Annotated in this window: 21 protein-coding genes and 1 pseudogene; 7 read left to right on the top strand and 15 right to left on the bottom strand. The window is 56.4% G+C overall.

Annotated elements, in window-relative coordinates; translation table 11 throughout:
* Positions 1–69 precede the first annotated feature (69 nt).
* The 3 genes from BM151_RS20610 to BM151_RS20600 all read left to right on the top strand — a co-directional run bounded on the left by BM151_RS20610 (position 70) and on the right by BM151_RS20600 (position 3,243).
* Positions 70–792 carry a FadR/GntR family transcriptional regulator gene (locus tag BM151_RS20610; RefSeq protein WP_090063096.1) on the top strand — a complete coding sequence of 241 codons (723 nt, stop codon included), beginning with the start codon at positions 70–72 and terminating at the stop codon, positions 790–792.
* 142 nt (positions 793–934) lie between these two features.
* A complete protein-coding gene (locus BM151_RS20605; protein WP_090063093.1) occupies positions 935–2,089 on the top strand; it encodes an acyl-CoA dehydrogenase family protein in 1,155 nt (384 codons plus the stop codon).
* A gap of 11 nt (positions 2,090–2,100) precedes the next feature.
* Positions 2,101–3,243, top strand: a complete 1,143-nt coding sequence (locus BM151_RS20600) for a CaiB/BaiF CoA transferase family protein (RefSeq protein ID WP_090063090.1) — start codon at positions 2,101–2,103, stop codon at positions 3,241–3,243.
* A 166-nt stretch (positions 3,244–3,409) separates the two neighbouring features.
* Here the strand turns inward: BM151_RS20600 and BM151_RS20595 are convergent, their stop codons facing one another.
* From BM151_RS20595 to BM151_RS20565, 7 genes are all read right to left on the bottom strand, one after another.
* Complete coding sequence (locus BM151_RS20595; protein WP_090063087.1) at positions 3,410–4,375, bottom strand: PDR/VanB family oxidoreductase; 966 nt, start codon at positions 4,373–4,375, stop codon at positions 3,410–3,412.
* Between the two features lie 73 nt (positions 4,376–4,448).
* Positions 4,449–5,642: a CaiB/BaiF CoA transferase family protein gene (locus BM151_RS20590; RefSeq protein WP_090063084.1), complete on the bottom strand. Its 1,194-nt coding sequence runs from the start codon at positions 5,640–5,642 to the stop codon at positions 4,449–4,451.
* The gene (locus BM151_RS20585) at positions 5,639–6,874 is read right to left on the bottom strand and encodes a CaiB/BaiF CoA transferase family protein (RefSeq protein ID WP_281245341.1); all 1,236 of its coding nucleotides are present in this window, start codon (positions 6,872–6,874) and stop codon (positions 5,639–5,641) included. The genes BM151_RS20590 and BM151_RS20585 overlap by 4 nt, the downstream gene beginning before the upstream one ends.
* Entirely contained in the window at positions 6,871–8,196 is a 1,326-nt protein-coding gene (locus BM151_RS20580) for a Rieske 2Fe-2S domain-containing protein (protein WP_090063080.1), read from the bottom strand. The genes BM151_RS20585 and BM151_RS20580 overlap by 4 nt, the downstream gene beginning before the upstream one ends.
* Positions 8,197–8,249: 53 nt before the next feature.
* Positions 8,250–8,576 (bottom strand): hypothetical protein, encoded by a 327-nt coding sequence (locus BM151_RS20575; RefSeq protein WP_090063075.1) that lies wholly within the window; start codon positions 8,574–8,576, stop codon positions 8,250–8,252.
* A 12-nt stretch (positions 8,577–8,588) separates the two neighbouring features.
* Positions 8,589–9,722: a thiolase family protein gene (locus BM151_RS20570; protein WP_090063072.1), complete on the bottom strand. Its 1,134-nt coding sequence runs from the start codon at positions 9,720–9,722 to the stop codon at positions 8,589–8,591.
* A complete protein-coding gene (locus tag BM151_RS20565; RefSeq protein WP_090063069.1) occupies positions 9,719–10,141 on the bottom strand; it encodes a Zn-ribbon domain-containing OB-fold protein in 423 nt (140 codons plus the stop codon). Before BM151_RS20565 ends, BM151_RS20570 begins: the two co-directional genes overlap by 4 nt.
* Before the next feature lie 138 nt (positions 10,142–10,279).
* On the opposite strand from BM151_RS20565, the gene BM151_RS20560 reads away from it, so the two are divergent.
* Together BM151_RS20560 and BM151_RS20555 are read left to right on the top strand one after the other, a co-directional pair.
* Entirely contained in the window at positions 10,280–11,308 is a 1,029-nt protein-coding gene (locus BM151_RS20560; protein ID WP_177213238.1) for a CaiB/BaiF CoA transferase family protein, read from the top strand.
* The gene (locus BM151_RS20555) at positions 11,305–12,489 is read left to right on the top strand and encodes an MFS transporter (RefSeq protein WP_090063063.1); all 1,185 of its coding nucleotides are present in this window, start codon (positions 11,305–11,307) and stop codon (positions 12,487–12,489) included. Before BM151_RS20560 ends, BM151_RS20555 begins: the two co-directional genes overlap by 4 nt.
* Here BM151_RS20555 and BM151_RS22035 read toward each other — a convergent pair.
* Positions 12,458–12,973 (bottom strand): annotated as a pseudogene (locus BM151_RS22035) (transposase); the annotation flags it as partial. The gene BM151_RS20555 and the pseudogene BM151_RS22035 sit on opposite strands and share 32 nt — an antisense overlap.
* A gap of 115 nt (positions 12,974–13,088) precedes the next feature.
* On the bottom strand, positions 13,089–14,096 hold the full coding sequence (locus BM151_RS20545; RefSeq protein ID WP_090063058.1) for an IS30 family transposase: 1,008 nt from the start codon (positions 14,094–14,096) through the stop codon (positions 13,089–13,091).
* Between the two features lie 584 nt (positions 14,097–14,680).
* On the opposite strand from BM151_RS20545, the gene BM151_RS20540 reads away from it, so the two are divergent.
* Positions 14,681–15,205 (top strand): hypothetical protein, encoded by a 525-nt coding sequence (locus tag BM151_RS20540; RefSeq protein ID WP_090063056.1) that lies wholly within the window; start codon positions 14,681–14,683, stop codon positions 15,203–15,205.
* The gene (locus tag BM151_RS20535) at positions 15,202–16,476 is read left to right on the top strand and encodes a DNA phosphorothioation-associated DGQHR protein 1 (protein WP_218151393.1); all 1,275 of its coding nucleotides are present in this window, start codon (positions 15,202–15,204) and stop codon (positions 16,474–16,476) included. The genes BM151_RS20540 and BM151_RS20535 overlap by 4 nt, the downstream gene beginning before the upstream one ends.
* Before the next feature lie 127 nt (positions 16,477–16,603).
* Here BM151_RS20535 and BM151_RS20530 read toward each other — a convergent pair whose 3' ends face one another.
* The 6 genes from BM151_RS20530 to BM151_RS20510 are packed head-to-tail and all read right to left on the bottom strand — an operon-like array spanning position 16,604 to position 23,955.
* The gene (locus BM151_RS20530; protein ID WP_177213237.1) at positions 16,604–17,566 is read right to left on the bottom strand and encodes an HNH endonuclease; all 963 of its coding nucleotides are present in this window, start codon (positions 17,564–17,566) and stop codon (positions 16,604–16,606) included.
* Positions 17,567–17,600: 34 nt separating this feature from the next.
* Positions 17,601–19,451 (bottom strand): DUF262 domain-containing protein, encoded by a 1,851-nt coding sequence (locus tag BM151_RS20525; protein ID WP_090063048.1) that lies wholly within the window; start codon positions 19,449–19,451, stop codon positions 17,601–17,603.
* Positions 19,448–19,948 (bottom strand): hypothetical protein, encoded by a 501-nt coding sequence (locus BM151_RS20520; protein ID WP_090063046.1) that lies wholly within the window; start codon positions 19,946–19,948, stop codon positions 19,448–19,450. Before BM151_RS20520 ends, BM151_RS20525 begins: the two co-directional genes overlap by 4 nt.
* On the bottom strand, positions 19,945–21,888 hold the full coding sequence (locus BM151_RS20515) for an AAA family ATPase (protein WP_090063043.1): 1,944 nt from the start codon (positions 21,886–21,888) through the stop codon (positions 19,945–19,947). The genes BM151_RS20520 and BM151_RS20515 overlap by 4 nt, the downstream gene beginning before the upstream one ends.
* Positions 21,885–22,085 carry a cell division FtsX domain-containing protein gene (locus BM151_RS21495; protein ID WP_143093137.1) on the bottom strand — a complete coding sequence of 67 codons (201 nt, stop codon included), beginning with the start codon at positions 22,083–22,085 and terminating at the stop codon, positions 21,885–21,887. Before BM151_RS21495 ends, BM151_RS20515 begins: the two co-directional genes overlap by 4 nt.
* On the bottom strand, positions 22,069–23,955 hold the full coding sequence (locus tag BM151_RS20510) for a DEAD/DEAH box helicase family protein (RefSeq protein ID WP_218151392.1): 1,887 nt from the start codon (positions 23,953–23,955) through the stop codon (positions 22,069–22,071). Before BM151_RS20510 ends, BM151_RS21495 begins: the two co-directional genes overlap by 17 nt.
* Between the last annotated feature and the right edge of the window lie 203 nt (positions 23,956–24,158).

Below are 24,158 nucleotides of genomic sequence, written 5' to 3'. Positions count from 1 at the left end.
GCCTGAGTTGATGTGGTGTAAATCGCAATGTCTTGATAAAAGGGAGGTGGAGTTTTGAGAAGGATTGGCATGACGGGCCCCCAAAAAGACAGTTCAGCAACGCCATTCAAACCCGTTCAATCTCATCGGACATTCGAAGTTGTCTGCGAACAGGTGCGCGAACGCCTCTTGCGTGGGGACTTGAAACCCGGTGACAAACTGCCGCCAGAGCGTGAACTCGCCTCCCAACTTGGGGTGTCGCGAAACGTGGTCCGTGAAGCCCTGCGCAGCCTGGAAATCGCCGGAGTTGTCGCCTTGAAAAAGGGCGTGAAAGGTGGTGCCTTTGTTCAGGAAGGCGCCGCCAGCCGGATCACCCAGGCTTTGAGCGATCTGATCACCTTGAACGCGATCTCGCTGAAAGACCTGTTCGAGGCGCGGATCATGATTCTGGAAATGGTTGTGGATCATGTGTTCAAAACCACCAACGCGCCGGATCTTTCCCGTCTGGAGGCGACGGTGGAGGACACGCGCCGCGCCACGGAAAGCGGTGATATTCCGCGCCGGATCGAATGCGCCTACCAGTTTTACCACGAACTTGCCGCGCTCACGGGCAATTCCGCGATTATTTTTACGGTCGATTCTCAAACCGAGCTTGTTCAAACCTTTTTGCGCTACCGGGTCGCGGACATGTCTGCGGCGGCCTTGATGGCGTCCCGGGAAATTTTCATCAAGCTCTTGAAGTCAGGTGAAAAAGAAGCGGCAAAGATCGAACTTCGCGCGCATATGACACGGGTTCACACCAGCCTCTGGTGACCGGCGAAACGCCCGAACGCGCCGCTCTCCATACGGGTTTATAGGCTCTGAAGGTCGGTGCCGGCCATGGTTTTCCGTGGCTTTCCGATCTTGACGCAAAAAGGTACTACCTTTAATCCTTTCTGAAAACAGGGAGGAAACCATGCTCGACTCACATGACCAACGCGCCGAACACGAGATGTTTCGCGAAGAAGTGCGCAAGCTGGCCGAAAAGGAATTCGGACCGATTGCGCAAAAGATCGACGAAGAGGACGCGATGCCCGACACGGTCGAGCCGCTTTTGGCGGACTTCGGTCTGATGCAGATTCAGGTGCCCGAAGCCTATGGCGGGCCCGGCGGCAATCTCACCCTGACCTGTATCGCCAAGGAGGAAATCGCCCGAAAATCCTTTTCGATCTCGCATCTCGTCGGCGCGTCCGACTTTGCCATGGTCCTGCCGCTGTGCCATTTTGGCACCGAGGAACAGCGACAGAAATACCTGCCGCAAATCGCCGCCGGGGGCCTGTGTTCGGCGGTCGCCATGACCGAACCCGGCACCGGCTCGGATGTGTCGGGGATCAAGACCACGGCGCGGCGCGAGGGCGACGAATGGGTGATCAACGGTTCCAAGACCTATATCACCAAAGGCGACAAGGCCGAGTTTTACATGGTCTACGCCCGCACCTCCGAGGGCAAAGGCGGCAATGGGATATCGAGCTTTATCGTCGAGCGCGGCGCACCCGGCCTGACCATTGGCAAGAGCCCGAAAAAGATGGGGCTGCGCGGGATCAAGAGCGTGGATCTGTTCTTTGACAACCTGCGCGTGCCTGCCGACGCCATTGTGGGGGCCGAGGGGCAGGGGTTCAAGAACGCCATGACCTGTCTCAATTACAACCGCCCGACGGTGGCCGCCTCTGCTCTGGGGGTGGCACAAGGGGCTCTCGACATGGCGCTGGCCTATTCCCGGGAGCGGGTGCAATTCGGCAAACCGATCGGCGATTTCCAGAGCATCGGCTTTCTGCTCGCCGATATGAAAATCCAGATCGAAGCCGGGCGGGCGCTGTTGTACAAAGTCACGGCGATGGCCGATGCGGGCGAGACGGCGGATCTGGCGCAGATGGCCTCAATGGCCAAGGCGTTTTGTTCCGACACGGCGATGAAAGTGACCACCGATGCGGTGCAGGTCTTTGGCGGCGCGGGGTATCTGGTGGAAACCGGTGTCGAGCGGCTAATGCGCGACGCGAAGGTCACGCAGATCTACGAGGGCACCAGCCAGATTCAGCGGATCATCATTTCCCGCGCGATGATGTCGCAATGAGCGACGTAGGTATGACGCAGAAAACCACCCCGGATCGGCCTATCCGGGTCGTGGATTTCACCCTGGTGATGGCGGGGCCGTTTTGCACCCGTCTGCTGGCCGATCTTGGCGCCGAGGTGATCAAGGTCGAGCCGCCCAGCGGCGACACGATGCGCGCCCGCCCGCCGATGCGCGACGGCCAGAGCCGCTATTTCGGGCATCTCAACTGTGGCAAACGTTCGCTGGCGGCGGATCTCAAGACCCCCGAGGATCTGGCTCTGGTCCGGGATCTGATTGCCACGACGGATGTGGTGGTCGAAAACTACCGCCCCGGTGTGATGGATCGGTTCGGACTTGGCTATGAACAGATGAGCGCGCTTAATCCGCGCCTGATCTATTGTTCGATTTCGGGCTTTGGTCAGACGGGCGAGGCGGCCAGACGCCCTGCCTATGCGCCGATGATCCATGCCGCTTCGGGCTATGATCTGGCGCTCAAGGCGTTCTCCCCGGACACCGACCGTCCCGCCCCCACGGGCATGTTCACGGCGGATGTTCTGGCCGGGGTCTATGCTTTTGGCGCGATCCAGACCGCACTCTATCAGCGGGAGAAAACCGGGAAAGGTCAACAGGTTGACGTGGCACTCATGGACAGCCTGATGTCGATGATGGTCTATGAATGCCAGGAAGCCCAGGCGCCGCAGGCGCGCAAACGTCACCTCTATGGCCCGTTGAAAACATCGGATGGGTTTGTGGTCGCCGCGCCTTTGAGCCAAAAGAATTTCGACGCGCTCGTAAGCCTGCTTGGATTGCCGGACTGGGCCAGGGACGACCGTTTCGCCACGGCGCCGGGACGGGAGGCGAACTGGGCGGAAATCATGCGCCATGTCGAGACGTGGACCGTCACACAGAGTGCTGAGGCATGCGAGGTCGCGATGTTGGCCGCGGGCGTGCCCTGTGCCCGCTACCGGACCATGGCGGAGGCGATGGCGGACCCGGCCCTGTCGGAACGCGGCACCCTGGCGACGATTGAGGACGCTGGCGGCGCCTATCAGGTCTTCAATCCACCGTTCAGAATGTCGGGCTGTGCGGCCCATGCGCGGTCTTTCGTGCCGCCCCTCGATGAGGCGCGCGCGGAGTTGGTGCAGGAGCTTGCCAGCAAGACCCACCATCCCTGAGCAAAAGGCCCGGCGGATTTCCCTCGGTGGAGATTCCCCGGGGTCTTGATCAGGAGCCGCTGAGCGCAATGGCTCTCCAAACTCAGCGGCTCCTGTGTCGCCTGATATGACAAAGCCGACGCGCGGAACGCGTCGGCTTTTCCTCGGGAAGGCTGTGGGAGGAGGATCAGAGATCCAGCACCAACCGAGGAGTCTTGGACCCGGAACAGCAGACCATCATCGTCTCGCCCGAGGCACGTTCCTCATCGGTGAGAATGGCGTCGCGGTGATCCGGGCGGCCTTCGAGCACGCGGGTTTCGCAGGTGCCGCAAACCCCGTCATTACAGGCAAACGGCACCGCGACGTTGTTTTCGATCAGCACATCGAGGATGGATTTGCCCGCCGGGATATCGAGCACCATGCCGGATTGTTGCAAGACAACCTCATAGCCGCCGTCGAGCGCCGCTTCTTCGGTGGCGGAAAAATACTCCACATGCACCTGCTCGCGCGGCACGGCCTTGCCCGCGGCCTCATAGGCGGCCAACATCGGTTCCGGTCCGCAGCAATAGAAATGCGCCTCGGGCGAGGCGGCAAAAATGCCCTTGAGGTCCAAAAGCGCCCCGCCTTTTTCGTCGTCGAAATGATCGAACACCTGGCCCTTCACCTGGACCTTGTCCGCAAACGCCTTGATCTCATTGAGAAAAGCCGCCGCCGCGCGGGTGCGGGCCGCGTAGTGCAATTCCCAGGGCTTGCCCAGTTCGCTCAGCCGCTGCAACATGCAGACCATCGGCGTGATCCCGATCCCACCGGCGATGAACACCGATTTTTCGGCATCCTCCTTGAGGGGGAAATTGTTTTTCGGGGCGGAGACCTTGAGCTTGTCCCCCACCCGCAGGGTCTTGTGGATATAGCGCGAACCGCCCCGGCTTTCGGGGTCTTCATGCACCGCAACCGCATAGCTTTTGCCATCGGTATAGGGTTTGTAGATCGAATAGCTGCGGCGCAGATCGGGCGTCAGGATCAGGTCGATATGGGCGCCCGCCTCATAGCGGGGCAGGGTGGACCCATCGAGCGGGGTCACTTCGACGGAGATGATCGTGCTGGCCTCGTAGCGGATCTGCGTGACCCGGACCGGAATTTCCTTATCTGGCATTTTTGTTGTCCTCCTCCATGGAATGGTCCCCCCGGCGCCGGGCCGGAAGGACAGTCAGTCAAAACCAGTCAGTTTACTGCAACAGGCCGCTGTCGCGGAACCCCGCCAAATCCTCGGGGGTAAAGCCCAGGATTTCGGTGAGCACCTGATCGGTGTGCTCGCCCAGCCGGGGCGAGGCAAAGCGCAGCTCGGTCGGGGTTTTCTCGAACCGATAAGCGGGACCGTTGTATTTCAACGTGCCCATCTCTTCGTGATGCAGCGGCCAGAAATGGTCGCGCGCGTCCAGGATCGGGTCTTCCAGAAGATCAGAGCCCCGATAGGTCACACCCGCCGGAACGCCCGCTTTGTGACAGGCGGTCATCAGTTCAAAGGGATCACGCGGTGTGGTCAGCTCCGACACGCGCGCCTCGAGCGCCTCGCGGCCCTGCGCGCGCGCCGCCGTCAGAGCTTCCGCATCGCCAAGCACATCGGTCAGCGCCGCCCATTGGGCCTCGTTTTCGATCTCGATGGCGATCCAGCGCTCGTCGCCTTTGCAGCGGAACACCGAATGCAGAATCGCGCCCGCTTTGACATTGCCCGACCGCTGCGCCTCATGGCCGGTCAGTTGCAGTTCGACCAGCTGCGGTGCGACCAGCTGTGCGGTGGCCTCGATCTGGGACATCTCCACATATTGGCCTTCGCCGGTGCGTTCGCGGTGGATCAGCGCCGCCATCACAGCGGAGAGCGCATAGCGCGGCGACACGGAATCCGAGTAGGCGCCCTTGGGCACGGCGGGGGGCATGTCCGGCCAGCCGGTCATGTGTTGGATGCCGGCAAGCGCCGCGCCTTGCGCGCCGTAGCCGGGATGCCGCGACCATGGCCCGTCCGCGCCATAAAGCGAGGATGACAGCATGATGATGCGCGGGTTGATTTTACGCAGGCTGTCATAGTCCAGCCCCCATTTCTTCATGATCCCCGGGCGGAAACTTTCGGCCACCACATCGGCCCACTCGATCAGCGGGCGAATGATCTCCAAAGCATCCTCGTGGTTCATGTCGACCCCGATGCCCAGTTTGGAACTGTGGAAATCGGCAAAGAACCCGGAGCGGTTGATGCCCGGCTTGTCGTCGATGAACGGCCCGCCAAGGCGGATACTGTCGGGGTGTTTGAAGCTTTCGACCTTGACCACCGTGGCGCCATTGTCGGCCAGTTGTTTGGTGGCGATCGGACCCGCCGCCGCCCAGGTGAAATCGGCCACTTTCAGACCGTCAAAAATACCCTTGCTCATGCGGTGGCCTCCTTGATCCTGGCGAGTACCGCCTCTGTGTCCGCGCCGGGCTGGGGCACAGGCCCCATGCGCGCCACGTCGGTTTGCGACATGCGCACCCAGTTGGCGGGCAGTTCGACATCCACGCCAAGCGCCTCATCATGAAGCGTTTTGAACAGGCCACGGTCGCGGAACTGGACATTCTCGAAGATGTGTTTGATCGAATTGATCGGCGCCATCAAAATCCGGTCCCGCACCGCGCGCGAAATCAGCTCGTCGGTGGTTTTGGGTTCGATAAAGGCTTTGATCACCGCCGTGACCGCATCGTAATCCTCTTGCGGGATTGCGAACTGGCCTTCGCCGTTCCAGTCGTGCCGGGTGAGAATGTCGTCGGTGACGCCGTCCTCTTCCATCCATTTGAGCAGCGCCGCATAGGATTTGATCCGGGCCGAGCCGCCACCGCCACCGACAGGCCCAAAGACGACATAGCCGTCCTTGCAGGGCCAGACGAGCCGGGTGAAGAACCGGTTGGCGCGTTCCTTGCGGATCGCCCCGCCGCGCATCTCGTTGAGGCCGAGGATCTGCCAGGCCATGGTGGTGTTGAGCAGGGTCCAGATCACCACCTCCTGCACCGACACATCGACCCGCTGACCTTCGCCCGTGCGCAGCGCATGGTAATAGGCCATGAGTGCGGCGTTGCTGGCCTCCGCGCCCGCCTGGCTCAGACCGACCGGAAGACCGATCCGCACCGGCGGACGGTCCGCTTCGCCATTCTGATAAAGGTGGCCGCCAAGCGCCTGAAGCGTGGTGTCGGTGGCGGGCATGGCCTCATAGGCATGACCACGCCCAAAGGGCAGAATTTCGGTCCAGATCAGCTTGGGATTGGCCGCACGGGCCACCGCCGCAAGCCGGTCCATCTCGGACAAGCTCAGCCGCTGAAAATCACAGATCACGATATCGGCGCTTTTGGCCAGATCGGCGAATTGCGCGTCCGTGGCCGGGGTGCCCAGATCGAGCGTGACGCTTTTCTTGCCAAAATTATAGGCCAGCCAGCTTGCGCTGATCTCGCCTGCCCTGGTTGGAACCCGCGGCAGGTCTTGGCGGGCCGCTTCGCCGCCCTCGGGTTCGATTTTGATCACCTCGGCCCCAAGGTCCGCGAGCACACGCCCGCAGACCGCGCCGGACAGCGAGGAAATCTCCAGCACGCGCACCCCTTGGAGTGCGCCGCTGGATGCCACTGTATCCGTATTCATAGGACGTAACCGAAGTCCTTGCCGATTTCCGCCTTCATGTGCTCGGCGCCGGACTCGGTCCATTTTTCTTCTTTCGGAAGTGTCAGGGAGACAGAGCGCACCATGTAAAGGTCCGGGTCGTCGAAACGGTCGGGAAGTTTCCCGGTTTCGGCAAAGGCCCCGGCCAGTTCAAGGAGCATCCGGCGGGTCATGGCGATCCCGGTATCCGAGGTGCAGAGGTTTTCCTTGCTGCGGTCATAGATCTGGGCCACCCCGGACTGACAGGCGGCATCCTGCACCCAAAGGCCCGGAAGGCCGGAGAACCACTGGGTTTTCTGCAGCTCGTAGTCGAAATGATACCCGGTTTCGCGGCGGAATTTCGACACATAGCGACCGTAGGGAACTTCGGGGCCCTGATTGTCATGCGAGCCGACGGAATGATGCCCGCCGTCACGGCCCTTGTAGCCTTCGTTGAAGACCTTGACCGATTTCGGGTGCAGCGGTTCGACCGGGCGGTACGAGAACATCAGACAGATCGAGTTTTCGTCATCCATAGGCACCCAGGCGTGGCCCGACAGCTCGTGGAATTCACCGGCCTGCGGCGGCACCATCGAATAGAACGGCATCACGAACTGGTTCACGCGCCAATAAAGCGTGTCCTCGTCCACGACACGGCGCGAGGCGATGGACATGCCGAAATCCTGACGCACGGATTCGAACGTCGGACGCAGATCGCGCGCCGCAACCCAGTCGTTGATATAGCCTTTCTGGTCGATACGGCCATGCAGGATCGGCGCGTGGGCCGAGTCGATCTCGCCTTCAAGCGCCTGCAACCAGTTGCATTCCTGAACGCGGAATGTCACGACCACGTTTTCCTCGGGCACCATGTTCCATTCGAAATTGGGCAGCGGCGGACGGGTCGCCTCGTCTTCCTTGCCCATATAGGTCCAGACCACGCCGTTGCGTTCGACACAGGGGTAGGATTTGATCTTCACACGTTCCTTGAGGCGGGATTTGACCGGCTCGGCGGGCATGTCGGTGACATTGCCTTTGGTGTCGAATTTCCAGCCGTGATAGACGCAGCGCAGGCCGCAATCTTCGTTCCGGCCATAGATCAGCGGCGCGCCACGGTGCGGGCAGACATTGTCGACCAGGCCGACATCGCCTTCGCTGTCGCGGAACACGATCAGGGTCTCGCCCAGCAGTTTCACGGTCTGCGGTTGGGCATCCTTTTCCAGATCCTTCGAAGCAAAGAAGGGGATCCAGTAGTTACGGAACAGGTCGCCCATGGTGGTGCCGGGGCCAACGCGGACCAGGGTTTCGTTGTCGTCTTTGGAAAGCATTTGGGTTCTCCTCTCAAGTTATGGGGCGGCCCTCTCCTTGGGCCGATATGGGGTCAGGCGGCGGCCAGCTCCTGGGCATCCTTGTCAAGCAGGCCTTCGACCGTTTCGGAAATGCCAAGGAACTCGGCCCACCAGCCGGGATCGGCGGTTTCAAGCGGTTCACGTGGTACGGGCGGCGGATCGCCGGCCTTCAGGCGCTTGAGGATCTCGGCGTAGCGCAGGCGTTCGATCTCGAGATAGACCTGCTCGACATCCTGGCCCTCAGCCACGAAGTCGCCCAGTTCGGGATAGGACAGTCGCCGCACCCACACGCCTTCGCTGACCTCGAAGGGCTGCGCCTGAACGATATATGGGATCGAAAGATAGTCGCGTAATTTCATAGTGTTACCTCCTCATGTCGTCGGGGAGACCCGGCGTCGCGGCTCAGGGGTGAGCATCACGAAGGCCGAGTCGTCGTAAGGGCCGATCTGGACGAGGCATGGCCCCGATTTTGCGACCTGGCGGGCCCCCGCCTTGTGCGCGGTTTGCAGATAGGCCTCACGCAGGTGCCCGATGCCGTGAAGCCGCCCTTCGCCAAGGCTGCCGCCGAAAGTGTTGAGCGGGAGGGTGCCGTCGAGATTGCCCTGGCCGTCGCGAATGAACCGCGCTGCCTCCCCCTTGGGGCAAAGCCCGAAAGCCTCGAGCCACTCGTAAATCATCGTCGAAAACCCGTCGTAAAGCTGGGCCTGCGTCACATCGGCGGGGGTGAGCCCGGCCATCTCGAACACCCGCTCGGGGCGCTGGAACCCGGCCCAGCCGCTGACATAGGCCGGGGTGGCCCCCGTCGGCAGATCCTCGGCCCGGCACATGACAAAGGCGCCTGCGCCACAGACCGGCATGTCGCAATCGAACAACCCGTGCGGCGTGGCGATCATCTGCGCGCCCAGATAGGCCTCGCGACTGACCGATTTGTCTTTCCAGATCGCCTGCGGGTTCAGCGCGGCATGACGGCGGGCCAGGGCCACGACCTCATAAAGATCATCGCGCGTGACATTGTTTTGCGCCATATAGCGTTGCGCCCGGGCGGCAAACCGCGCCCCCGCGATGTTATAGGCAAAGGGTTTGATGAACTGATCGCTGCCATAGGCGGTGGGCACCTCGGCGGTGGCGTAGTTCAGGCCCTGAATGTTATAGAGCGCCCGCATCCCGACCACATAGCGGCACTCGCCCGCGATCAAAGCATGGGCCGCGCTCATCACCATATCGGCCGGGTAGCGGCGGTAGAGATCGGTGGCATAGCTCAGCCTGGTGAACCCCATCACGGGGGCGATGGTCTTGGCGCAGACCTCATCACCGCCCTCGGCATGGGGCGAGCCGGCATTGGTGGCAAAGGGCGCGCCGATATAGCCATCCACCTCGTCGCGCGACAGGCCGGCATCCTTCAGCGCCGCGAGAATGGCGTCCTGGGCAAACCCAAGGATCGAGCGCTCCGATTTGCGCGCGATGGCGGAGCTACCGAAACCGGCGATGACGATATCCGTGGTCATGGCTTGGTGCCTTCAACGCAGATGGCCTGCGGATAGGCCCAACCGTTTTCATCCATTTCAAAGCGGATCTGCATCGGGCTGTCGGGGGCCGCACCTCGGGCCGAGCCGCTTTCGTCGATCATCGCGATGACCGCGCGCGGATCTTCGACCAAGGCGCATTCCACGAGACAGATCGGCGCCTTGTGTCCCGGCAGCGCATCCAGATGAATGTCGGTCCAGCCGCGAAGCGTTGCGCGCCCCGACAGCGTCACCCAGTCCAGCGTTTCGGTCAGACAGTCCGGGCAGCGCGGTTTCGGCGGAAACGGGATGCGCCCGCAATCGCGGCACTGCGCCAGCCGCAACTCACCGGTTTTCGCGGCCTGCCAAAAGGGCAGGGTTTCGGCGCTTGGCGCGGGGGTAGGGCGGTGCGTTTGGCTCATATGTGTTCTGCTGGCGTCTTCTGCTTGGTGAACGTGGTGGTTTGCGATGTATCCTCAGTGTATCGTTGTGTATATAATGGTCAGACCATTATATCAATAATAAGTGAAGCCTTTTTGGTCACGGGGAGGAGAGTGCACATGAAGCCACTGAAAAATATAGAAGTAATTGAGTTTTCGGGGCTCGGGCCGGGGCCTTTTGCGGCTATGGCTTTGGCCGATATGGGGGCGAAGGTAACGCGAATTTCGCGGATGCCTGCCGCCGGGACGATTCCAAAGCCGGGGCAGGGCAGTTTCCTCAACCGGGGCCGCCAAGAGATCCATCTCGACCTGAAAACAGACGCCGGGGTCGCTCAGGCCTGTGCATTGGTGCAAAAGGCCGATGCGCTGATCGAAGGCTTCCGGCCGGGCAAGATGGAAAGCCTTGGCCTTGGGCCCGACCGCCTCATGGCGCTGAACCCGCGTCTGGTCTACGGGCGGATGACCGGATGGGGCCAGAGCGGGCCGATGGCGCATCTGGCCGGGCATGATCTCAACTTTCTCGCCCTGAGCGGCGTCTTGAACACCTTGGGCGAGGCGGATCGCCCGCCAATGCCGCCGCTCAATCTGATCGGTGATTTCGGGGGCGGTGGCATGTATCTTGCGTTTGGCATGCTCAGCGCGCTGTGGCAGGCGCGCGAGACCGGACAGGGCGCGGTGGTCGATGCCGCGATGATCCATGGCGTCACCCATCTGGCCAGTTTCGTGCATGGCAAACGGGCGCAAGGGGCGTGGATGGACCAGCGCGAAAGCAATCTCGTCGATGGCGGCGCGCCGTTCTACCGCTGTTACGAGACCCGCGACGGGCGCTACATGGCGGTGGGCGCGATCGAGCCGGTGTTCTTTCGCACCCTCCTGCGCGTTCTGGATCTGGAGGACCGTTTTGCCGATTGCCAGTCCGATCGCACGCGCTGGCCGGACATGGCGGCGGCGTTTCGCGCGGCCTTTGCGGCACGCGATCTGGCCGACTGGAGCGCGCGGTTCGATGGCGTGGATGCCTGTGTCACCCCGGTCCTGACACTGGATGAGGCGCAAAACCATCCGCAAATGGCCGCCTGTTTCGTGGATCGGGAGGGCGGGCCGGAACCCGCCCCCGCGCCGCGGCTTCTGTCCCGGTCCGACGCCTCATGAACCGCCGCAGCTTTCGCGCCCCCTTGTGGGAGGCGGGCTTCGTGCTGGCGTTCGGCTATGCCACCGGGGTCGAGTTGGGAAAAATCGCGCCCTTCGCCGGAGAGATCGCCGCAAACGCCGGGGTGGGGCTCGGGTTTGTCGGCTTTCTGACCTCCGCCCTCACGTTATTCGTGGCGCTGTTTGCCGGGTTCGTGGCGCGGCCCGTGGCGCGCTACGGATTGGCGCGGGTGCTCAAGCTTTCGGCCCTGTTGATCCTATCGGGCGCCGTGATGCTGGCCCTGCCACTGGCGCCATACATGATGATGGCGGTGCGGGTGTTCGAGGGCGCGGGCTATGTCCTGGCCGCCGTCGCCGCCCCCGCATGGTTCGCCGGCGCGCCGATCGGGCGGGCCCGGCCGGTGTTCATGGCGCTCTGGGGCAGTGTCGTGCCGCTGGGTTTTGCGGCCTCGGCGGCGATGGCCGCGATGCTGCCCGCCGCATGGTCGCCAACCGACGGGTTCGCGGCGATGGCGGCGGTCGTGGCCGCATTGTCCTTGCCGGTTTTGGTTTTGCCGCATCGGGACGCGGAGCGGCAAGGCTCTGCCCTGGAAACCCCGCCACCCTCGCCCCTCAGACTGTCGGATTTGCCCTGGGGGATTGCCGTGGCCTTTGGGCTTTATGTGATCCTGTCGATGGGGTTCTTTTCGTTCCTGCCGCTTTATGATGCGCAAAATCCGGCGCATATCGGCGGTCTTCGCGCCGGGTTCGTGCCTTTGATGGTGCCGGTCGGCAATTTCTTTACCGCCTGGCTTCTGGCGCGGCTCAAAGGCGATGCGGCGATTGTGATGGCGGCCTCTGGATTTGCCCTCGCGGCGCTCTCTGCCGGTCTGATGTTCCAAATGGCCTCGCCTGTGCCGATGTATGCCTATGCATTTTGCGCCGGGGTCAGCGCCTCGGCAACGCTCAGCGCGGTGTTGGTCGTCTCGCGGTCAAGCGCGGCCTCGACCCGGCTTCTGGCGGCCTTGGCACAGTTCGGCGGCATCGCGGCGTTTCTGGGCGCGCCCGTCTCCGGGATGATTCTGGAGCGAGGGTCGTGGCAGGCCATGGGCATGACGCTGGCGCTTGTGGCGCTTTGTGCCGGAGGCTGCGTGTTGCGGGAAAGGTATCGCGCGCCACGTCATCTGGGCGAAACAGGATACTGACATCACGGTCAAATTTTGGGGGCAGGCGCTTTCTGGCCCGCCGCGGTTTGCGGGACTTGCGGTGTTCCGGCAGATACCACCAAAGCTCCTGCGCCATGCCTTCCTTGGAATAGATGTAGCGATAGATTGTCTCTTGGCAGACACGTAGCGGTGCGCGCTCATGGATCATCCGGTTTCCGATCTGCTCGGGCGTCCAGCCGTTCTTGAGCCGTTGAACGACGTCTTTGGCGAGATCTGGATGCTTGATCAGCTTGCGCTGCCGAGCACGGCGGCCATCAGCTTTCAATTGCGCCGCCGCGCCATAATAGCCCGCGTATTTTGGCAGGCTCTCGTCGACAAAATAGTTCCGCTGTAATTCGCGGTACAGCGTCGCTTTCGAGCGCTTTAACACACGCGCCATCTCGCGAACTGGCACTTTAGCACTCAGCCAGCGCTCGATTTTACGCCGTTCTTCGATGTTCAATTGCTTGTAGGAGCCACTCATGGCACAATCTCCTTATTAGATAACCCATTGGTTTCTAATAGGAGTCGCAGTTCAAGGTAGCGCGCGCCCATGTGAGTTCCATTTCGATTGCATCGGACTGCGTGGGAAAGATACGTCATCGTCGCTCCAGTTTCAGCAATTCATCTCTGAACGCCTCGGCCGGTGTTCTGTAGCCCAGACATTTACGCGGGGTCGCGTTCAGACGATCGCAAAGCGACTTCAAATGTCGATTTTGGAGCGACAGCAGGGCAGTGTCCCGAGGAAGGTATCGGCGGACCCGTTTGTTCATGTTTTCTACCGAACCTTTTTGCCAAGGCGCCTGGGGGTCACAGAACCAGGCTTTTGTGCCCATACCGTTTTGCAACTCGCGCCAGGAAGTGAACTCAAACCCCCGGTCAAACGTGATGCTGCGTCGGGCTTGTGCGGGCAGGGGAGACATCTCGTCGATCAGCTTATTCATCAGAGGTCGTGACTTGCGGTCGTTGTTGCGCAGCAAGACCGTGAAGCGTGTTTTCCGTTCCACCAACGTAGCAACGTTTGCGTTGCCCTGTGCGCGCTCAAAGATCATCAGATCACCCTCCCAGTTGCCGAATTGGCTCCGGTCATTGATCTCGTCAGGGCGGTTATGAATGCTTGTTTCCAAGGGAAACACACGATCACGGGCTTTGCGCGCGTAACGCGGCTTCCGCTTTCTTTGGCGCTCAGAGAGGTGACGGCTGAGCTCTTGAGACTGGCCACTTTCAGAGTAAACATATCGGTAGATTGTTTCATGACAGATCCGGTATGGCGCACGCGGTTCGATCTTGAGCCGGCCTGCTATCTGTTCGGGCGACCAACCTTCCTTCAATTTGGCAATAACTTCATTGCGCAAATCCTCATGACACTCCAGCTTGCGACGCTTCAAATGCCGCCGATCCGCGAGCATCTGCGCTGACAAATGCCAGTAACCATCAGCTTGAGGAACTTCTTCATCATGCCACCAATTGCGCTTGATCTCGCGGTGGATTGTTGAGCGGTCTCGACCAAGTGCCTCAGCGATCTTTGTCTTCGTGGCCTTCGCCTGAAGCATCGTTGCCAGAATTCTACGTTCATCGAGGTTCAATTTGCGGTAGGGTCGTCTCATCACATCCTCCTGATCTGCATCAGAAATTTATCGAGTGATGCAATCCAAAATGGAATGTGCCCCAGCTACAAGAATGTGCCGCATAAGTTTTATTATGTATAATATAAGTGGTGAAATTTGCTTTGTAATGCTCATTGTCGGCTTTTCGATATGCGCTTAAGCTAGTAGGTGGTCGGGCGTACGAAATTATCAGTGGGACAGAGTTCAATATTGTGCATTCAAGAAGGGTTATTGCTGTCCGGTATGCTCGTCTGCATGAGCCGTGCTGTGAAGGTGATAGTAATCGATCGGGAATTGTCGATCTGGGCATCAACGGTATCTACCATCGGTCAGTCTATGTTGATTGATACGGGGTCAGCGGAACATGAATGCTAACAGGTTCCAAACAAAGCTAAAATTAGTGCTCTCAGGTGTCTTGCCACTTAAAAGAACGGCCCTAAAATGCGTCCAATATTGGTAGAAGTGAAGGACTCTAGTCCCTTGTCAGGAAGGTCGATGCAGAGGTTTCAGTGGGCATGAGAATATTTCAAAAATTTCGAAGAAAAAAGAAGCAGACAGACACAACTCCTGAATGGAGCGCGCTAATGAAAGCTCTTTCCAAACGCCTATTTAGTCCGATTGGTCAGCCTTCTTACGTCTTCTTTTTCTTGGCCTCAATGATGATCGGTGCGACAGGGGTTTGGGTTGCGTTGGCTGAGGCATGGCTTACGCTGGCAGCTCCGAGCCAAACTGGAGTACCAAATTCAACGCAGTCGAGTATCTGGCAAGATCCAAGCGTTGCTAAGTCAATTCTTACTTTCTTTGCTGGACTAGGATCACTATCCTGTATGCAAATTATTGTAGTTGAAGATACACAAAAGAACCTTCGTTCTTTTGCGATTGTGCTTCTGCTGGCCATAATATCTCTAGCAATCATGGCTGCTCTCAAAGATCATATCTCACAAGGTGATGCCTCTTTCTATTTGATTTCAGGCACAGTTTTAGCGATCGTCACGTGGTGGATTGCGAACTGGGATGACGGAAAGTACTCTCAGCTCCCTGCGGTCGAGGCACTCGGTGGCGAGTTAGACGATGGCGTCGCAGGTGACAGCGGTGGATTTAAGCTATGAATATGGAACAGGATTCAGCTGACTTCGCTCGGTTTCCAGCAATCCGCGTTGAACAGCCATTGGGTGAGTTCTATGCCGTCGCCATTCCAGCTAGAACGCTACTAAAGGTTTGCTATACGGACCGCCTTCGAGCAGTGATCGACGGCGATAGCTATCGATTGGATGGGTCCCAGAGGGACATTGACCATAAACGTATCAAAGAAATTGGTCGATACATCGGCACGTCCGAGGTGGCGTTTCCCAACTCAGTAATCCTGGCGGCAAATTATGCCATGGCGGATGGATTGTCTGTGAGTGACTCTTCTAAGAAGTGGAGAGTGGAAATGGAATCCGAAGAAAGTGGATGCTGTCAGTTGATCATCCCAAGTTCAGAACCGTTAGCGCCAATTATTGATGGGCAGCATCGCCTATTTGGGTTTACGGAGGCCGCTGAGCGACGGCTCGGAATGCCCATACTTTGCTCGGTGTTTCTGGACCTCCCACGCCCATATCAGGCATATCTTTTTGCTACAATCAACTCTACCCAAAAACCGGTAGACCGCAGTCAAACTTATGAGCTCTTTGGATACAATATTGATGAAGAACCACCAGAGTTCTGGTCTCCTGAGAAGCTCGCAGTTTTTTTGTCCCGAAAACTCAACACAGATCCATCCAGCCCATTGTATCGTCGCATTTTGGTAGCGGCGGAGAACGATTTTGCGATCACTCGCGCCGAGGCAAAAGCCGATAATCGATGGATGATATCCACTGCGACTGTAGTTGATGGGATTACTCGTCTGATCTCGACCTCACCCAAAAGAGATGCTGATGAACTAAGAACAGGGCGAGAAAATAAGAGATCGAAGTTGGGCTCGTCTACACACGTCGATAGATCGCCGCTTCGTTCTATTTACCTAGAGACTCGTGACAAAGTATTGCTGGGAGCCGTGTCGAACTTTTTCAAAGCAGTTCTGAAGGCCTATGGAACTGAACTGGGAATCAATTCGTATCTCACAAAAACAGTGGGAATGCAGGCGCTATTTGATACGCTCAGGGCCCTATCGCCGTTGGCATTGAATGATATGGATTTTTCCGAAGATTGGTTTCTTGAGCGACTGATGCCTATTGCTGCTATTGATTTTTCGCACGAAGCGTTCCAGCAGGCCTCTGGGCAAGGTCGCACTCAGATCCGAAGGGTCCTATTTTTCCTTCTAAAATTGGAACAAAACCTTACAGATGTTCAAACGGAGGAAGTAGAAAAAATAATCGACCAAGCTCGACGAACCCTATGAACCTGTGGGGTCTAGGCGTTCAAGTATTGGGAGAACATGAAGACCTTCTTGGCCGCAGCTATGTTAAATGGGTTTCGGTGATGCTCGGTGCGGCATAGATGTTCGTTCTAAGCCTTACGATCCATTCTCATTGAGCCGCCAAAGATCCGGGGCCGAAGTACCCTTTCTCATAACCGCCAAACTTTCTCCTTTTTTGCTCAACAAGCTGCAAAAGGCTTTCTCTGTTGATGCCCGATTGCCCACCAAGAGCAAACGCAAGCTCGATCACGTCAGCGAGCTTCTCTTGGCGGAGATGAGTTTCTTTCGTCTGCATCAGGCTTAGATAATCGATTTCGAGCTTTTCATAGAGCGCTGAAATCAATACTTCGCGTTCGAGTTTCTTGAGTTCTGGGCCTTGGCGAGCGTCTTGATGACAAGTTGCAACGTTGTCACGGATCAAGGTATTGCGGCGCCTGAAATCTGTGTTGTCTTGGTTCCGTTTAGCTCGGTTGCAAGAAAAGCAGAGTGCTTGCAGATTCTGACGGTCATTTACGTCAATCAATTTTCCATTCATCTTGACCTTCCCGTCCTTGTTGGCCTTTGATCGGGGAACAATATGGTCAATATCGATAGGTCGAACTTGCGAGGAGATCCCGCAAAGTTGGCATTTGCCTCCGGCCAACTTTAGAACTTCATATCGGATCGATGCTCCTGCCTCGTGAGCGCGTTCGCGCGTCATTTTCCTCTCAAACCACCCAGTGATCTTTTCATCGCAAATGGCTACTGCTTGGTCAAAATCCGCTTGGTTCGTTGGATAGGTCAGTAATCGAAACCTAGAGCCTTTTCGCTCGTATTCGACCATACCGTGTTTGGTAAGTGTCTTCTTTGGCCAACGCATTACGACCCGTTCGTAATACTCCTGCACAGCAAGGTCATGGCCTGCAAGAGCGGTAGCGAGTTGACTCTTTGTACTCTCGCCTCCGTTTAGAAGAAGCTCCTTTAGGATAACTGGCTGATAAACATCTGTCATCGACATTCTGTTTTCTAGAAAATCAAGAAGGTCTGGTTGCTCCATAAGTTCCTCAAGTTGAAGTGGTTTCTCGATTGCCATTTGAATAAACGTGCTCTCTGGCCCGGACGCGCTCTCAAATCGAGAAAATGGCCAGGCATCTTTCCAGTAGGTTTTGCTGGCGTGTTTTGAAGTTCTCGAGGTTCCAAGTCTCATACTCACCGATTGAGCGATTGATGGCCAACCCTGATTTGGAGAAGACGGCTCTCTTCTGTTCAAATGGTTTGTTGGCGACAGCGTCGTTTTCCGCTTGGCTCATGACCGTGAGATTCCCGAAGTTGTTTATGTATGGTGTGAGCTCCGGATCGAGGTTTGCCGCGTTGGAAGCTTCGATGTGTTCCAGAGTGATGCTCCGAAAATCGATGACCCGGGTTGCATCTCTGCAAACTGGTGCCCCTTGAGGGTTTTCATCAAACCAGCGGCTCATGTGTTCGACCATGACCAAGGCGTATCTCAATGGTTTTCGGGTATCTCGACCGTACTCCATAGTGAGAAGGCGCTCCCTGAATAGCTCTTCACCTGCGTACGCGTCGACCAATTTGGCCAAGTCGGCCTTTAGATCCCCTATGCGAAAGCCTTCCGGATTTGCTCTTAAAGCTCGTATATGCTCAGAAAACACCGGTTCCAGAGCGTGAATGGGTGCCCTAACTACAACGCCATACCGGAAGGCAAAACGCTCGACGATATCGCAAAATTTCACGTAGTGTTTTGGGGGCAGGCACGATGCTGCGTGCAGCAACGGTAGGCAGTAATTTTGACCCAATACCGAAAAGAGAGCGTCAAATCTGGATCGAAACACAGGTGTAAAGCTAACGTGCGCGGCTTGGCAGAGCTGGCCACTTGCTATCTTGGTGAGTTCTTCAACATCTTTTCTAAGGTTGCAAACGGATCGGAAGACATCCCTTGCTTCCTCGATAGTTGGTTTCTCGTCGGATTGCAGGTGAGGGAAAAGCTCCTCTTCGATTTGATCTACAGATCCGTTCTGGGCGCGGATAATGCCGGTGCGAGAGCAAAAAGCAGCGTCGAGTGCGACGTCAGGGGGCAAACCGCTTCCCGTTAGAATGCTATCCCAGTCAGCGGCCATGGCGTCGATATCGGCCCCCTCGAGTTTCTTCACCGCGAAATCCAAAGTTGATGCGCGGAGTAGATCGCAGTTGGTAACTGGTACTCCACGGCTGTTGAGGACTCGATAGATACGGTTTGCTTCTCGGTTTGTTCCCGCGGCAAGCTGAACGATCAGCCAGTCCTTCAGGAATACAACATATAGGCTGTCCAATACCCTTCGTGTGTCTTCAGCATTCTCTGCGCGATCTTCAAGCTCATCAAGGTACGCTTCGATTGCAGAATTCGCATGCTCTAACCGTTCGTGAGAAGCACGGGACGGAGTACGGTCTTCCTGCGCTAACAAGCTCGCAAAGAAAGGATCATCCGCTTTATTCAGAATCAGCTTTCGAACTGATTTTTGCGATTTGAATTCTATATCATGTGCACATTCGAATGCCCGAACCAGATTGCTAGCTCGTGAACCAAAGTAGTCGGCAAGCTCTTCGACATCTCCGGCGGCTAGTGTTGCGACATGTGCTTTCTCATAGCGGCGTCTTAATGCGGTGATGAGCAAGAATACTGTCGCCAACCTTTGTTGACCGTCAATTACCGTCAGATGGGGGCGCGATGTGCCCGGTGCTTCTCCAGGGCTGGTAACTACGGCTCCAAAAAAGTGTGGCTGAGGAACCGATAGCTGTCTTCGTTTTCGGCAACGGTCCACATCATTAATGAAAAGGGAAACAGCTTCGTCGTCCCAAGCGTAGCCCCGCTGGAAATCTGGAACTGAAAGGGTGCCAAATCCGCCGAGGAGGGCTGAGATAGTTGTTTGCGATGGTCGGAAGCTGAGAGCAGCGAGGATTGGTTGACCTTCGGTGCCAGTCATCTGTTCGATACCTCCCGTTCCCACAGATCATGGAACCGGAGCAGAAACTCTTGTGCACTCACGGGCTTTGGCTGAAGCTTTTCAACAATGAAATCAAAACCGCCGGCCGCATAGAGGTTGGCCTTTGCAATCCCGGCGCCCTCGCTAAGCCGCGTAGGCGAGTTGACATCGAGCAACTTGGCAATCTCGCGCTCAAAATCCCTGTCCGAGTAGTCTTCAGTATCCAGCCGGCGAAGCTCGGCTTCAACGATCAGCCCCGCGATAAACTCTTTGCTGTTTTTAAATACCTCAGGATATCCATCGATAAAATTAGTGCTCTCAAGGTCGCTTTCGCGTCCCAGCCCTGAAAGGCATGTTCCAGCCAGAAGACACGCATAGTATGCATCAAATAAAAGAAGTTCTCGGCTTTTGTCCTTTTCTTTCGGAGTACCATGGAACATCCTTTGGTCACGATATCCGAAGTAATCGCGTACGTCTTTGTGAAGGACAAAACTCATACTGAACCCCCAAGGTTTGTGTGGAAGCTTCGAAAGTCCTTCTGTCCCTTCTTTTGCGCGGGTCGCCCAGTTACCGGATCAATCGAAATCGTGATGAACTCTACGTTTTCGTCGCCGCGGCTGAAGAAGGTCTCGGCGAACCCCTCGCGTTCACTTGAGATCACAAAAATAATCATTTGCTCAAAAAGAGGTGGGATTAGTTCCCCGACGGTTCGGCGGATTTCTACGTCCAGCGAGACCGCTGGTGAATCGACAATGAATGGAAACCGATGCGGCGCCTCCGCAAGCAGAGCGGTAAGAAAGGCATACGAAACGGCAAGTTTTTGACCTTCGCTCACAGATGTTTTCAGCTCCAGGTCGTCGGTTGTAAGCCGCAGGCTCCCATCAATCGAAGCAACCCTCAGCTGCTCGTTTGCCAGGATATCTTCAAGATTTTTGTTGGTTGATGACTTGATCCGTCTTCGAAGGCGAGTGATGGCATTACTTTCCACGCTCTTTACCAAGGCTTTGAGCGCTTCGGTCTTTTGGATAAATTCATATGTTCCGGCAGCCGTGTCCCTCTTCCTCTGTCGAGCTTTAACTTCTCTCTTGCACGCGGGGATGTTTGATTTCCAGGCAATGTCGCTGAAGTCGAAATGATCGCCTGCTAGCTTGTCCAGGGCTTCGAGCAGACTTTCCAAGCGGAAAGAGATCTTACTTTTCTCGTCTTTGAATTCTCCGATCTCCGTCAGGCCAGCCTCTTCCAATTCATCCTCTATGCGAAGCTTGCGTTGCTCAGCCATCTGCAAACGATCTCGCGCCGTTCGTAGCTGCTCTAATGCATTGCCTAGTGTTTCGCCACTCTGCCCTGAGTCCCTCAATGCCAACTTCATCTGATTGACAACAGCGATCTGGTCGTGGCCTAGAAACTCCTTTGCATTTTTCCGGATGGTTTCCCGTTCGACGGGGCCAAGCTCTCGGCCGCAAATGCAGCTATGATTAGCGTCGTCTGCGAGCTGTAGAAAAAACTCTTCTGACATCGTTCGCGGGAGTTTGAGCTTTTGCATCGTGCCCCCAAGAGAGTCGAGGCGTTCGCGAACGGTATCGTGAAACAGTGGGGGCGAACGAAACAATTCGGTAGAGTGTGCCGTCAACTCAGAAATCGCAGACTTATCTTGAAGTATCTGTTGGTTGATCTCGGCTAATTCGTCCGAATATTTCTCTTGTTGACTGGACAGCTCTCCGATCTTGCTCTCCAGTTCGGCAATTGCTTTTTCGGCTTCAATCCTTCCGGATTGAAGCTTGCGTTCATCACGTTGTAGATGCGCGAGCGTGGTCTCGGCTTCTTCGAGTTCTCTGGTGAAACGATCAATTGAATTCTTTGTTGTCGCCGCAGAAATCGATGCCGCGTTGTTTCGCCGCTTTTTTACCTGAGCGTCAATATCCCTCTCCAACTCGCCGAAGCTGTCAAGCTTATAAAGCGCTCTGATTGAGTTATCTGCTCGTTTGGCGCCAAGTTCTATGATTTCAGCAGCAAGTTCGCCATCGAACACAAATAATTCGGTAATACCTTTTTGCAGAGTATCTCGCAGAACGGTCGGCAACCGTCCCGGCTTGTTGCCCCCAGACCGGATCCCTACAGACGTTGTGCTGTACTCACATCTTCCTGTACGAAAATCGAAACTCATTTCCACACGCCAAGGCTCGTCGTCAATCATCAAAGATAGCTCGAACATGCCGTGTTCGACAGTGTCGTCAGCCTTGAGGCTATTTACCTCGGCTGAGGATAGAGTTGCTCCTGTCAGCGCATCACGAAAAAGGCGCATGGTCGTGGTCTTGCCCGTTCCGTTAGGCATCTGAAGAAGCGTCCACCGCTTTGGTTGCGATGACAAGTCGATCTCGATATCCCTGAGGTATCCTCGAAGGTTTTTTGCTCTCCAACCAGTAATTCTGACCTTCATTTTACCTTTCCTTGATGAGGCAGGGGAAGATCGCCAATAAGATCAAAAAGGTCAGATTCATCAAACTGACCGACCAATTTGTTCTTTATCCTCTGTTCAAATTTTTTTCCGTAAGGAGTGCCTTGCAGTCCAGCTCCTTTTAAAGCGTCTGCAATTGCCTCCACGATGTCGGGATCGATTTCATTTTGTGAGCTCATAATTCCCTCCATCCTGAGGCGCCACTGCCGACAACCCCTTAAACCACTCATAGCGTTCGACATCGGCTGAACCGCTTTCGGTACTTTCGTTGGGCTGCACAGAGAAGTCTACAAAATCTAACACATGCGCTCGCTTCTCTGGATTCTCTGGATCCGTTCTCAAACATCTCCCAAGCCTTTGAATGGTTTCAAGTTTTGCTCTTGAGGATGCGAATAGAACGATGTTCTGAACGGATTGAATGTCGATACCTTCAGAGAGCCGGTGGCAGCTAATAAGGCATTCAAGGCTTCCATCTGCAAAGCGCTTGAGATTGTTGCTTTCATCAGATTGAAAGTAGGTGTGAAACGGTATCTTGGCAGTCATCAGCAATGCTTGGATGTCTCTGCCAAACTCAGCTGTTTCCACGAAGATCAAGCATCTTTGAAAGAGCTGAGGATACTTGTAGAGGAACTCTTTAAAGGCGGGGATTTTCTCTTTCGTTGTTTTGCGCACGCGCGCGATATCTCTATAAAGAACCTCATCACTTTGCGGCTCGCCAGCGGCCCTTTTCGCGTGATGGCGTTTGATCAGTAGCCGGATTTGGGATTTGTCCTCATCTGACAGAGTGTACTCAAGGGCTGTGTAATCAAAGCTACAAAGGATGCCTTTTTCGATCGCATCTTCTAGGCCAAACTTAAAAATCACCGGACCAATTTCGTCGCAAATGAACTGATTGCCTTCTTGATCGTATTCGCGCTCCGGCGTCGCGCTAAGGCCCAACCGATATGGGAACCTTCGAAGTTGTCCAGATAGGTCTTTCACCATCGATGGGGATCCCATCCCATGAACTTCGTCACAGACTAGCAAAGAGCGAGCGACATCGCTGTCTTCGATGTGGAGTATTACGTTCTTGAGCTGTTGCCGGGCGATCAGCAGCACTTTTGGCAGGCGGCAGGTCATATAAGATGACGCCTCTTTCCACTTCCCAAAATGACGGAAGACCGCAAGATCAGAATTTGCAATTGCGGCGCGATACCATTGACTGAGCAGGTCAGTACCTGACATTGTGATTACGACCGCAGTGATCTCTCGGCGCTGCAATAACTCGTCCAGAATCTTGAATGCCGTTCTGGTCTTTCCAGTGCCCGTGGCCATTTCGAGGACACCGTTCCCAGCTTCAAGAAATTTATCGACTGCTTGGGTTTGATGTGCCCATTTGTCTCCGCCCGAACGACGTGCGATTTGTCTGGGTGCACGATATGGACGGCCAAGGCCGTCAGTAAATTGAACTAGGTTCTTTCGGATTGCATCAGGCAATGGGAGGGTGCGCACATTTGGATCTTGGTTTTGCCAAATCCTTTCAAAACGTTGCGCGTGCTCAGATACTCGTCGAGCCTCTCGTTCATCGACCCAGGAGTAGAAGACGCTGATGGATTCATAGTTGCGAAATGCCTTGGCGCTGTCGTTCTGAGACCCATGGAAAGCGACGCTGTGCCCGCTCTCATCAAAGAAGATGCCAAATTTATCGTGGAAATCGCCGTCAAGGTCACCTCTGGGTACTGCAATGCGTATGTCCAAAAGGCCATCCGCGATCATCCAGGCCAAAGCAGACAGCGTTTGTGCCTCCAGTGCGTGTGGTAGATCCTCGACGACGCTTCGCAGGCTTTCGTAGAGGAGACTGTCCGTTTTGGCTTGATCTCCCTGGTTGAGTGCAGCCCAATCCTCTGCACCCATATGCGGGCTTACGACAAACCTTGCCCTCCCACCATTTCCTGCGAAAACAGCTAGTCCTGACGAAGCTAGTCTTAGCCAGTTCGAGGTGAAATAGCCGACCCCACGATCGTAGCGATTGGCGGCAGCCAACGCAGGACCATAGAATTCGGATATCATGCCGTTGCTTGACGTGTTCAGTGTAGGAAGTGTGGGCAACTGGCGAAGGGTCATGAGTGGTCGATGCTTTTCTTAGGGCGAGGTGTCTACCGGGGGAATGCCTGACAGGGGCTTAATGGACATGAGCCTAGCAGTTACATCTTGTCTTTGAAAATATGAACATAAACGAATTTTAGAACGGTGCAGCACCTATCCTATACGTT

It is taken from the genome of Celeribacter neptunius, assembly GCF_900113955.1.
GTDB lineage: Bacteria > Pseudomonadota > Alphaproteobacteria > Rhodobacterales > Rhodobacteraceae > Celeribacter > Celeribacter neptunius.
This window is presented reverse-complemented; position numbering and strand designations above follow the sequence as displayed.

Bases quoted from the DNA above. Each gene is read 5' to 3' on its own strand.
- BM151_RS20575 (WP_090063075.1), bottom strand. From the start codon at position 8,576: ATGAAATTACGCGACTATCTTTCGATCCCATATATCGTTCAGGCGCAG.
- BM151_RS20610 (WP_090063096.1), top strand. From the start codon at position 70: ATGACGGGCCCCCAAAAAGACAGTTCAGCAACGCCATTCAAACCCGTT.
- BM151_RS20590 (WP_090063084.1), bottom strand. From the start codon at position 5,642: ATGAGCAAGGGTATTTTTGACGGTCTGAAAGTGGCCGATTTCACCTGG.
- BM151_RS21495 (WP_143093137.1), bottom strand. From the start codon at position 22,085: ATGAGCTCACAAAATGAAATCGATCCCGACATCGTGGAGGCAATTGCA.
- BM151_RS20515 (WP_090063043.1), bottom strand. From the start codon at position 21,888: ATGAAGGTCAGAATTACTGGTTGGAGAGCAAAAAACCTTCGAGGATAC.
- BM151_RS20565 (WP_090063069.1), bottom strand. From the start codon at position 10,141: ATGAGCCAAACGCACCGCCCTACCCCCGCGCCAAGCGCCGAAACCCTG.
- BM151_RS20540 (WP_090063056.1), top strand. From the start codon at position 14,681: ATGAAAGCTCTTTCCAAACGCCTATTTAGTCCGATTGGTCAGCCTTCT.
- BM151_RS20510 (WP_218151392.1), bottom strand. From the start codon at position 23,955: ATGATATCCGAATTCTATGGTCCTGCGTTGGCTGCCGCCAATCGCTAC.
- BM151_RS20530 (WP_177213237.1), bottom strand. From the start codon at position 17,566: ATGGCAATCGAGAAACCACTTCAACTTGAGGAACTTATGGAGCAACCA.
- BM151_RS20525 (WP_090063048.1), bottom strand. From the start codon at position 19,451: ATGACTGGCACCGAAGGTCAACCAATCCTCGCTGCTCTCAGCTTCCGA.
- BM151_RS20570 (WP_090063072.1), bottom strand. From the start codon at position 9,722: ATGACCACGGATATCGTCATCGCCGGTTTCGGTAGCTCCGCCATCGCG.
- BM151_RS20555 (WP_090063063.1), top strand. From the start codon at position 11,305: ATGAACCGCCGCAGCTTTCGCGCCCCCTTGTGGGAGGCGGGCTTCGTG.
- BM151_RS20580 (WP_090063080.1), bottom strand. From the start codon at position 8,196: ATGCTTTCCAAAGACGACAACGAAACCCTGGTCCGCGTTGGCCCCGGC.
- BM151_RS20605 (WP_090063093.1), top strand. From the start codon at position 935: ATGCTCGACTCACATGACCAACGCGCCGAACACGAGATGTTTCGCGAA.
- BM151_RS20535 (WP_218151393.1), top strand. From the start codon at position 15,202: ATGAATATGGAACAGGATTCAGCTGACTTCGCTCGGTTTCCAGCAATC.
- BM151_RS20545 (WP_090063058.1), bottom strand. From the start codon at position 14,096: ATGAGACGACCCTACCGCAAATTGAACCTCGATGAACGTAGAATTCTG.
- BM151_RS20585 (WP_281245341.1), bottom strand. From the start codon at position 6,874: ATGAATACGGATACAGTGGCATCCAGCGGCGCACTCCAAGGGGTGCGC.
- BM151_RS20560 (WP_177213238.1), top strand. From the start codon at position 10,280: ATGAAGCCACTGAAAAATATAGAAGTAATTGAGTTTTCGGGGCTCGGG.
- BM151_RS20595 (WP_090063087.1), bottom strand. From the start codon at position 4,375: ATGCCAGATAAGGAAATTCCGGTCCGGGTCACGCAGATCCGCTACGAG.
- BM151_RS20520 (WP_090063046.1), bottom strand. From the start codon at position 19,948: ATGAGTTTTGTCCTTCACAAAGACGTACGCGATTACTTCGGATATCGT.
- BM151_RS20600 (WP_090063090.1), top strand. From the start codon at position 2,101: ATGACGCAGAAAACCACCCCGGATCGGCCTATCCGGGTCGTGGATTTC.